We start from the raw sequence: 10,414 nt of genomic DNA on the forward strand, positions 1-10,414 counted from the left end.
AAATGAGAGTAAACTAATCACGGCATTCTTTAATCTTCTGTATTGTAAAGATTTAAAGAATCCTGTGTCCTGGAGAAATGATAAAAATTTGCAGAAAAAGAGATTGAACACATTTAAGAAAAGTGACAATGTATAGAGATGCAGAACTAAAGTTTTAGATGGCTTCTGGTCATTTTGTAATATCTTCTAAAATTTGATGAATTATTGGTTTTACTTCAGGCAATCTCTCCTTTATAACTTTCCATACAATTTCATAATCTACTCCAAAGTATACATGGCTTATCTTATCCCTCATTCTCGCCATATCCTTCCATGGTAGTACTTCTTACTTTTTTCTTATAGATTCTGGAATATTTTTAGAAGCTTTACCTATTATCTCAAGTTTTCTTATTACAGCACTGGCAGTTTTGTCATCCCTGACAAATTCATCAAAGTTCATATTGCCAACGAATTCTCAATCTTCTTTATAGCCTCCAAGGTGTCCTTGATAAAAAGACTATAATCTCGTTTCATATATTGACTACTTCATTTAATACTGTATCTTTTAATTCTTCTCTTAATGCCTCTTTCCTGACAAGATCGACTCTCACTCCAAGAAGTTCTTCAAGATATCTTTCAAGTTCGAGAAACTTAAACAGGTCAGGAACCTCTTCAAACTCAACAAGGATATCTACATCACTTCTCTTTTTTTGCTCCCCTCTAGCATAAGAACCAAATATCCCTATTTCTTTTACCCTATATTTCTCAGCTAGTTCTTTTTTGTGTTTTTTGAGAATGTCTTCTATCTTCTTATATGATTTCATTCTCTATTCCTCACAATTCTAGGACTTACGCGATTGGCCTTAGGCCAATCTTTACAGTGCATAATTTTATGAGATAATTAAAGAAGTAGAAAATCTTTAATAACCGATAAAAGTATAAGAGGTCATAAAATTATGCAAAAACAAAAATGTTCTTTACCATTATACACCAATTTCTTGATTGCCAATCAGAACCGATATTCTGGTGTAGAACTTTCAAAGGTAGCGCCTTTTGAAGATATCAGTCATGACTCAATCTCTCGTTTCCTGGCAAGTTCAAACTTTACTCCTTCACAGTTATGGAATCAGGTCAAACCCTTAGTTGATAAAACAACAGGGTATGTAATCTGCGATGATACTCTGCTTGATAAACGATACTCAAAAGCCAATGAACTAGCGAAAAAACAGTACAGTGGGAAAGAGCATAAAGTCATGAATGGTATTTCTCTGGTAAACTTACTCTGGACAAAAGGCGATGAATTCATTCCTATTGATTATAGAATATACCAGAGAGAAAATGATGACAAGACCAAGAATGATCACTTTCATGATAAGATAGTCCACACAAACGGAGACATTACCTATGTGGCAAGTAATGATTTAACCTTAACCGATTACGATACGTTTACAGAGCATTTCCATCAGAGATGGAAAATAGAAGAGTTCCATAGAGGTATTAAACAAACGACGGGAATAGAGAAGTGTTATTCCACGTTAGCGGCTTCCCAGCTAACCCATATATTTGTCTCTTTTCTTGCTTTTATAAAATTGGAAACAAGACGTATCAAAGAACAAATTTCTGGTATGAGCAAAAAGCCTCTCTTACCAGATTTTCTGTTACTCACTATTTGTTAGTAAATGCGTAAGTCCTAGGGATTAAAAGGTTACCCTCAAAACCCGGGTCTATAAGTTTGTTTTAATATTACCAATTAATTACCTTTTTTATACCAAAAAATAATATAAAAAGATAAATTTTTCTCAAGAAAAATAGTTTTGTTGTGAAATTTAATTGTAAAACTAATTTCAGTTGAAAAAACCTTGATTGTGGCTTGAGAATATACAATAAAAATAGTGGGGATTATGAGGGTCAACTGAAACTTGTGATTTACGTATACCTTTCATTTGGTGTAAAATCGTCTCTGCAAGATGCATGTAATCTCATATCGAAGGTATGCTTTTACAAACATATTATAATATATCGCATCTATTTTTAAAGTAGCTACTTAAGAATAGTATTTAATAATTGTGCAGGTGTATGTATGCATAAAAAACCAGCTTCTCAAAATCAATGATATCGTATCGAATATCTGTACGATAACCATAACCAATTATTTTCCAAAGGCTTATATATATTTTTTATCCTAATAAGAATTTCTATCAATAATTCATCTTACAGGTATGTTATTTGTTCTATAAAGATACATTTATCAAATACGCGCTTATACCTTTGGATTAAGCGTTAGGGAAGTTGTTTTCATGAGTATGAAAGAACCATTTTTATCTTAAGGAATATCTGTAGAAAATAAATCTTCATTAAAAATTATTTGCTGGCTATAGATAATTATTAAATCTTGAATGTTTTTGACTGTGTCTTTTAAATTTACCGTATTGCAGAGGGAATCAGTTTTGGTTGTAGATTAGATCTCGCCGCAGAAAGGAGCAAGAAAAATGTGTTCTCAGATCAAATTACGGACAGAGGCTATAGTAATACCTGTTATTCTACTTATTGTGACTCTTGGGTTTGCCTTCTCAAGTAGAAAAGCTTCGATAGGCGCAGAGCAGAAACAGACTACAGAAGGAGATGACCCAGCAGGGATAGAACAGAAACTAAACCCGCTCATCGAAATGTCAGTTGCTCCAGTACAGAAATCTGAATCGGGTGTATCGAATTTTATTACTGAGGGCCAGCGTATCTTCCGGTTTGATACCTACGGTGATGAGGAATTTTGGGGAGATAAACTTCAACTCCATAAATCTATCGAAAAAGTAAGTCCTAAAAAGGCATTAGCATTGGGGCTAAAAATTGATGTGAAGGCGCTGCCTAAGCATATTATTAGAAAAATAAAAGAAGGGAATCTTAATCTTGATGACCCAAACAATACCCTACTCCTGCTCAAGCGTAACGCAATTGTCGGCGTCACGGGTTTCTTCAATGATGATGGCACTCTTAAATCGATAGGTTTCCAATGTTCACTTTGTCACTCTACCGTTAATAATTCTTTAATCTTCGGTATCGGTGAACGATTGGATGGTTGGGCCAATAGCGATCTTGATGTTGGCTCTATCACTGCTCTTTCCCCTAATCTAAATGTCATTGCTACTATACTAAATACCAGTGTAGAGATAGTAAAAAAAGTGCTCAATTCTTGGGGACCTGGAAAATTTGATGCAGAGCTTCTGCTCGATGGCAAAGGTTTTAGACCGGATGGAGGCTCTGCGGCAACGATGATTCCCAACGCCTTTGGTCTGGCGGGCTTTAACCTGCATACCTGGACCGGCGCATGGGGTACAGTTACCTATTGGAATGCCTTTGTAGCTAACATAGAATTGCATGGCAAGGGCACATTTTTTGATCCTCGTCTCGACGATGCTTCTAAATTTCCCATAGCTGCTAAAGAGGGTTTTGGGAATTTGCGGGCAAAACCAGACGAAGATCTCATTACCTCAAAACTTCCGGCGCTCCATTTTTATCAGCTATCCCTTCCTGCGCCAAAGCCAAAGGCGGGTATTCATTTTGATAAAGATGCTGCCGAGCGTGGAAAAGAAATCTTTGAGGGGAAGGGTGAGTGTAATAACTGCCATATTACGCCGTTGTGGTCTGAGCCGGGATGGAACCTCCATGAGCCTGAGGATATTGGTATTGATAGTTTTCAGGCCAACCGGGCGCCGGATAATCGATATAAGACAGCGAATCTGGAGGGACTTTTCATACGTGAGTTTGGTATTTTTATGAAACAAAAAAATAAAGGCCGATTCTTTCATGATGGTCGATTTGCAACGTTGAAAGATGTAGTCAAACATTACAATACAACCTTAAACCTTAGCTTGAGTGATCAGCAGATAAATAATCTTGTAGAATACTTAAAATCTCTATAAATGTTGAGGAATTTCAAAATCTAGAGTAAATGATTTTTGGAGACATATTCGAAGCCTCGAGTCAGTTCAAACGTATGATTCAATCAGGGACAATTGAACCAGCGAAGAAGATTGAAAAGCCAATTGAAGTCAATGTGCCCTTCAATCTTTGATGTATGGCGTTAATGGCTGATACAGCATTTCGTTTACTGACTGATTGTAGTGAATTCTGTTGATCGTCCGGCTGAGTATGTCTGATAAGCACTGTATTGAGACAAAGGGCAGGGATTGAAATGCGGCTGTCTGGGGGATGCTATTTGTTACTGTCATCTCTTTTAAGTGATAGTTTTTGTATAAATCTATTAAACGGTCATGGGCGTTTCCGACACAGAGGTTGTGCGAAATTCCAAGATATATCTCCTCAATTCCCTTTTCTTCCACCAGCTTTTTAATGAGCGCATAGATAGTGCCGCCACTACTTATCATGTCATCAAGGATGATTGCGATCTTTTTTCCTGTGAAGTCGCCAATAATCTCAGAGATTACGGCTTCTTCAGGACGTGGACGGTATTTTGATGCAACGGCACATTTGAGATTCAGCGCTCTTCCAAAATGAGCTGCAAATTTCGAAGCTCCCGCATCGGGAGCAACAGCAATGGCGTCCTCCCGCCCCTGAAAGCGGCGGTATTCATCGATGTATAAGGGTAATGACCCCAGTACATTGACTGGCATGCTTCCATAGAATCCCCGGATTTGGTCACAGTGCGGGTTCCAGACAACGAGCCGGTCAATGCCCGCCTCAATACTCATATCGGCCATAAGCTTCGCTGTTGTTGGTTCTCTCATAAATCTCGTCGGTTTATCCTGCCGGGCATATGCAAGATAGGGCAGCACGGCTGTTACGTGATTAGCGCCATTTTCCCGAAAGGTCCTGGCAGCAATGAGGAGCGCCATATAATTTTGGTCAATGCAGTAGTCTGAGGTAGGGTTGAACAAGGCCTGGAAGATGAATACATCATAACCACTGACGTGGACATCTAACCGGACGCAGGTTTCTGAATCAGAGAATTGCTTATCGATATTTTCCAGGTGTAAGATATCGTTTTTACTCCCTTCTTGTGCCAGGAGTTCCTTATATCTCTGGAATGTCCTTGCTGATAAATAAGAACCCGAACGGCATCCTGCAATTAAGAGTCTTCCGCGGGGAGGATCCATCCTTTGGACTTGCCCGTGTGCGAACCTTTCTGGTGTGAAGAAGAGATGCTGCGTATCTTGATCTTGAATCATGGCTATTTATGGAAAATCTTTTAGTTTACAGAATTTTTATGACAGGTGCACGGAAAGTTTCTTAAGGTTCATTAATATACCCTTTCAGGCAGTTTGTCAATACCATAGTGAAGAAACCAGCGAGAATGGCTTTGCAGGGAAGCCAGCTTTGTTTTCGTGCTTGAAATTATACTCTTTCTGATATAACATGAAACCATCACCCTTATTGTAATCGTGTTTAACTACGAAAAGAACCATTCTTCTTCGGGAAGAAATTTTAAAGGAGGTATAAAATGATTGCTGAAATTAGCGTGGTACCTGTCGGAGAGGAAGTTGACCTTGCCAGTCACGTTGCTAAGGTTGTTAAAGTCATTCATGAAAGTGGATTAGATTATAAGCTGAATGCTATGAGTACGGTGGTGGAAGGGGATAGTGATTCTGTATTTGACTTGATTAAGAAATGTCATACTACGATGTTAGAAACAGCACAAAGAGTATACACGGTAATAAAGCTGGATGAGAGAAAAGATACGGATAAAAAGGTAAAAATGATCGAACATAAGGTGCGATCTGTAGAGAAGGAATTAGAGAAAATTCTAAAAAAGTAAACGCATGATTATGAAGAAGCATATCTTGTTAACTGGTAAACCTGGCGTGGGTAAAACAACAGTCATGAGGAAGATTATACCCTTGCTAGGCGCGGATGCCGGAGGTTTTTTTACAGAAGAGATCCGTGTCATGGGTAAACGTATGGGTTTTCGGGTTGTTACGTTAGACGGAGACAATGGTATTCTGGCACACGTAGATTATCATAGCGATTATAGAGTTGGAAAATATTATGTCGATCTTGATTCCTTCGAGAGGATAGCTATTCCAACGCTAGAAAATGCTATGAAAAATAAATCGATACTTGTTATTGATGAGATTGGAAAAATGGAACTTTTCTCAATGAGATTCAGAGAACTGGTAAGGAGTATCCTTGATAGTGAAAAGCCTCTTATCTCTGTCATCATGGAAGATGGGAATGTTTTTACCGAGGGTATAAAAAAACGTAAGGAGGTTACCGTAGTAACCGTGAATTATAAAAACAGGGACTATTTACCAGAAAAAGTTCTTGAAATGGTGAAAGCGATAAAGGATATTAAGTAATTATCAGAAATTATTAAATTCCCTATTTTTGTTTACAAATTTCCTGTTGTGCTATCTCGTATGTGGAGAGGTTACCGGCAGTATCTAACATGACGACAATTCTTGCTATAGGTCCTCACCCTGACGATATTGAAGCTGGCATGGGAGGAAGTATTCTTAAATTAGTTAGCCTGGGATATGATGTTCATATCCTTGATATGACCAACGGCGAGCCTACCCCATATGGCAGTCCTGAGATCAGAAAAAGAGAATGGGAGTTATCGGCTACTGTATTAGGGATAAAGAGCAGGACGGTGCTTGACCTTCCGAACCGCTATCTTATGGATAGTATCGATGCCCGTAAGAAAGTTGCTGCTGTAATCAGAGAAATACGCCCTGAAGTGATTTTCCTTCCCTACTGGGTCGATGCTCATCCTGATCATGTTCAGACTACCCAGATCGGTGAGGCAGCCCGATTTTATGCAAAATTGACAAAATCGGACATCCCCGGAGAACCATGGTATCCTGCCTGCATTTTTTATTATCTTTGCTCTCATTTCCGTCTCCATGTTATCCCTTCATTTATCCTGGACATCAGCAGAGAATTTGAAAAGAAACTTAAAATTGCAAGTATTTATCAATCCCAATTTGCATATGACGAAGCCCGGTGGAAGCAAATCAGCAATACCATCACAGCAAAGAATCAATATTATGGCAATCTCATACGGGCTGATTATGGCGAGCCTTTTATGAGTCGCGAGCAGATCGGTCTACGGGATATACGCGATATCATATGAACCGTTTTCCTGTTGGAAAGCTTGATTATCGGTTGCTTGAAAGAATGCTGGCCTTAAATCCTGCGCAGGATCCGAGAATAATTGTAGGCCCGCAAATTGGTGAAGACGCTGCTGTTATCGACTTTGGGGAAAAGTACCTCGTAGCAAAGACAGACCCTATTACCTTTACCACGCATCGTATCGGATGGTATGCAGTTAACGTAAACGCCAATGATATTGCTACCATGGGGGCGACCCCGAAGTGGTTCCTGACAACCATACTGTTACCAGAAAGAAAGACGAATAAAAGATTGGTAACGCAAATCTTTCACGATATTATTGAAGCGGCGCAGGCGCTTCATATTACGGTATGTGGCGGCCATACCGAAATCTCCTCTACAATCGACCGGCCAATTATTGTTGGCGCCATGCTGGGTGAAGTAGAAAAGGATAAGCTGGTGGTAAATAGCCGGGCATGTCCGGGTGATGATCTTTTACTGACCAAAGGTATTGCCATAGAGGGGACGTCTATTATAGCGCATAAAAAGGCATCGGTATTGAAAAAGGAATTTGGTAATCAATTTGTTAAAAGGGCACAGGCATTTATCAATAATCCCGGATTAAGCGTTGTTGCAGATGCCTTGCTGGCAAATACAGCAGCCAAAATCCATGCCATGCATGATCCAACAGAAGGCGGATTAGCGACAGGTATTATGGAACTCGCAAGCGTATCCGGAACAGGGGCCATTATTGACGAGGAAAAGATTCCCTGTTATACAGAAACAGAGCAAATAGGTAAGTTTTATAATATCCATCCGATGGGCCTTATCGCATCAGGGGCGCTCCTGATTGCGCTCAATCCGGAATCGACAAAAGAAGTTATTGCTATCCTGAAAAAGAATGATATAGTATGTACCCCTATAGGAAAACTTACGAAGAAGGATGAAGGATTAAAACTCCTGAGAAAAGGCAAGCTGGTAAAAATGCCGGTATTTAAAGTAGATGAGTTAGTAAAGATTTTATAAGGAGGGGGGGCGCTATGCCTGATTATGGGCCATACAGAAGACCACAAGATATTCATTTCAATGATATACCATGGAAATCGATAAAAAAGTTCGTTCCTCCCTTTCTCATTATCGCTTTTGTTATTATCACCGGATATACGGCTTTTTATACCGTGAAAGCCAATGAAGAGGCCGTTATTTTAAGATTCGGCCAATATATAGAAACCGTTGGTCCGGGATTGCATACGAAGGTTCCCTATGGTATTGATAAGGTGCTCAAAGGCGAAGTTAAGCGGATTTATAATGAAGAGTTTGGTTTCAGGACAAGACAAAATACTCTTTCCAGTATGATTGATTATGAATATTCCGATGCGAAAGAGGAGAGATTGATGCTTACCGGAGACCTTAACTGCGCTGAGGTGCACTGGGTCATACGGTACAAAATAAAGGCGTTGGAAGAGTATTTTTTTAATGTCAGGAATGTGCAGGAAACTATCCGTGGCGTCTCGCAGGCGGTAATGCGTACCTTGATCGGTGATCGCTCAATTGATGAGGTCTTAACTATCGGAAGGACAGAGATTGAACAAAAATCCAGAGAAGATCTTCAAAGGATTTTGGATAGTTATAACTGTGGCATTGATATTCAAACGGTATTGCTCAAAGGGGTCGATCCGCCGCCGCCAGTAAAAGATGCTTTTAATGCCGTAAATCAGGCGATTCAAATCAGAGACAGAATCATTAACGATGCCGAAGGGCAAAAAAACAAGATATTGCCCGCGGCAGAAGGAAAAAAACAACAAGTAATTAAAGAGTCAGAAGGATACCGGATTCGAAGGGTAAATGAAGCTACCGGAGATGTGAAAGCATTCCTGGCGGTATACGAAGAATACAAAAAAGCGGAAGACGTGACCCGGCGCAGACTCTTTCTGGAAACCATGTCGAAGGTTATACCGAAATGTGAAAAGTTATACATTATCGATAAAGATCTAAAAGGGTTCTTGCCCATCCTTGGACTGAATGCGGAGGATGTAGGGAAATGAAGAAAGCAACAATCATAACAATTATCGCAGTAGCTATTCTCCTGACATGTTTGAAGGGATCTCTGTATGTTGTAGACGTACGGTTACAATCTGTTATTACACAGTTTGGAAAACCTGTCCGGACAATTACAGAACCCGGGCTTTACCTGAAAACCCCGTTTATTCAGGAGGTCAGGTATTTTGATAAACGATTGCTGGAATGGAGCGGAGAACCCAGTGATATTCTCACGAGGGATAAAGAAAATATTGGTGTAGGCACATGGGCGCGTTGGAAAATCGCCGACCCTCTTAAATTTTACACGTCTCTGGGCACGGAGTCGCGTGGTCAGGGGGTGCTGGATGAAGTAATTGAATCTGCGGTCAAGAACGTAGTTAGTGCGTATACCTTAAGAGAGGTATTGAGAAATACCAACCGCAAGCTGGAGTATACAACAAAGGAGCTGGAGGAGGCGGAAGATATTAAAAAGATAATGATTACGATGGGCCGCGACAAGATTGTTGAAGAGATTCGGAAAATGGCTACACGTGCATTAGAAGGCCGGTATGGCATTGAATTGGTAGATGTCCGTGTTAAGTATATTAATTATGTCGAAGCTGTTATTCCCAAGATATATGACCGGATGCGATCGGAGCGTATCCGTATCGCGAATAAATACGAATCAGAAGGACGAAGAGAAGAGGCTGAAATCCTGGGTTCTATGAAAAGAGAACTGGAGCGTATTGAATCGGAAGGGTATCGAACCGCTGAGGAGATTAAGGGACAAGCAGATGCAGAAGCGATAAGAATTTATGCAGAGGCATACAAGAATGCCCCTGAATTTTATTCATTTACAAAAACACTGGAAACCTATGAATCAACGTTTAACAAACAAACGCATCTCATACTTACAACAGACGGGGATTACTTCAAATATTTGAAGAGTTTCCAGCAGGAGGATAAATTAGTATCGGACGCCAAACAATAATTTTGAGTTTTTTGTAACTATTTAGCCAACTTCAGTTGGCTAAATCTGGCATCCGAGTTTCCCTTATGTCACCCCTTCGGGGTTTAGGGATTTTTTCTGTTTTTTGCTATAATCATGCCATCCCTACGGGATTGGGTAGAGACCCAACAGCTTGCGTATGTACAATTGCAAAATCTTGTGTCTCCCCTGGGCGGGTTCAGGTTTATAACCTGAACCCTCAATTTGGAATATTTCCCTATGCGTTTAACCATGAAAGCGCTATGAGCTATCGACCATGCAAATATAGGGGTTTAATTTACAAAATTGGCGTGCCCAGGGAAGGGTACCGCTTTCTAACGGGTGAAAGTCCCGTCATGGTAA

The 10,414-nt window shown here is 39.9% G+C and carries 10 protein-coding genes and 1 pseudogene; 8 read left to right on the top strand and 3 right to left on the bottom strand.

The window, feature by feature from the left end; translation table 11 throughout:
• Positions 1-169: 169 nt before the first annotated feature.
• Positions 170-439, bottom strand: a pseudogene (locus FBQ94_RS04210) (HepT-like ribonuclease domain-containing protein).
• 70 nt (positions 440-509) lie between these two features.
• On the bottom strand, positions 510-803 hold the full coding sequence (locus FBQ94_RS04215) for a nucleotidyltransferase family protein (protein ID WP_007223403.1): 294 nt from the start codon (positions 801-803) through the stop codon (positions 510-512).
• Between the two features lie 132 nt (positions 804-935).
• On the opposite strand from FBQ94_RS04215, the gene FBQ94_RS04220 reads away from it, so the two are divergent.
• Positions 936-1,655, top strand: a complete 720-nt coding sequence (locus FBQ94_RS04220) for a transposase (RefSeq protein WP_007223402.1) — start codon at positions 936-938, stop codon at positions 1,653-1,655.
• 813 nt (positions 1,656-2,468) lie between these two features.
• Positions 2,469-3,896 carry a hypothetical protein gene (locus FBQ94_RS04225; RefSeq protein WP_007223401.1) on the top strand — a complete coding sequence of 476 codons (1,428 nt, stop codon included), beginning with the start codon at positions 2,469-2,471 and terminating at the stop codon, positions 3,894-3,896.
• A gap of 141 nt (positions 3,897-4,037) precedes the next feature.
• Here FBQ94_RS04225 and FBQ94_RS04230 read toward each other — a convergent pair whose 3' ends face one another.
• Positions 4,038-5,162: a ribose-phosphate diphosphokinase gene (locus FBQ94_RS04230; protein ID WP_040544666.1), complete on the bottom strand. Its 1,125-nt coding sequence runs from the start codon at positions 5,160-5,162 to the stop codon at positions 4,038-4,040.
• Between the two features lie 272 nt (positions 5,163-5,434).
• On the opposite strand from FBQ94_RS04230, the gene FBQ94_RS04235 reads away from it, so the two are divergent.
• The 6 genes from FBQ94_RS04235 to hflC all read left to right on the top strand — a co-directional run bounded on the left by FBQ94_RS04235 (position 5,435) and on the right by hflC (position 10,054).
• Entirely contained in the window at positions 5,435-5,749 is a 315-nt protein-coding gene (locus FBQ94_RS04235) for an MTH1187 family thiamine-binding protein (RefSeq protein WP_007223399.1), read from the top strand.
• A 4-nt stretch (positions 5,750-5,753) separates the two neighbouring features.
• Positions 5,754-6,290, top strand: coding sequence for an NTPase (locus FBQ94_RS04240; RefSeq protein WP_007223398.1), 537 nt, complete (start codon positions 5,754-5,756; stop codon positions 6,288-6,290).
• A gap of 89 nt (positions 6,291-6,379) precedes the next feature.
• The gene (gene bshB1 / locus FBQ94_RS04245; protein WP_007223397.1) at positions 6,380-7,066 is read left to right on the top strand and encodes a bacillithiol biosynthesis deacetylase BshB1; all 687 of its coding nucleotides are present in this window, start codon (positions 6,380-6,382) and stop codon (positions 7,064-7,066) included.
• A complete protein-coding gene (locus FBQ94_RS04250) occupies positions 7,063-8,070 on the top strand; it encodes an AIR synthase family protein (RefSeq protein ID WP_007223396.1) in 1,008 nt (335 codons plus the stop codon). The genes bshB1 and FBQ94_RS04250 overlap by 4 nt, the downstream gene beginning before the upstream one ends.
• 14 nt (positions 8,071-8,084) lie before the next feature.
• Positions 8,085-9,089 (top strand): FtsH protease activity modulator HflK, encoded by a 1,005-nt coding sequence (hflK, locus tag FBQ94_RS04255; RefSeq protein ID WP_007223395.1) that lies wholly within the window; start codon positions 8,085-8,087, stop codon positions 9,087-9,089.
• Positions 9,086-10,054 (top strand): protease modulator HflC, encoded by a 969-nt coding sequence (gene hflC / locus FBQ94_RS04260; protein ID WP_007223394.1) that lies wholly within the window; start codon positions 9,086-9,088, stop codon positions 10,052-10,054. Before hflK ends, hflC begins: the two co-directional genes overlap by 4 nt.
• Positions 10,055-10,414: the final 360 nt, after the last annotated feature.

The organism is Candidatus Jettenia sp. AMX1, from assembly GCF_030263775.1.
GTDB classification, from domain to species: domain Bacteria; phylum Planctomycetota; class Brocadiia; order Brocadiales; family Brocadiaceae; genus Jettenia; species Jettenia caeni.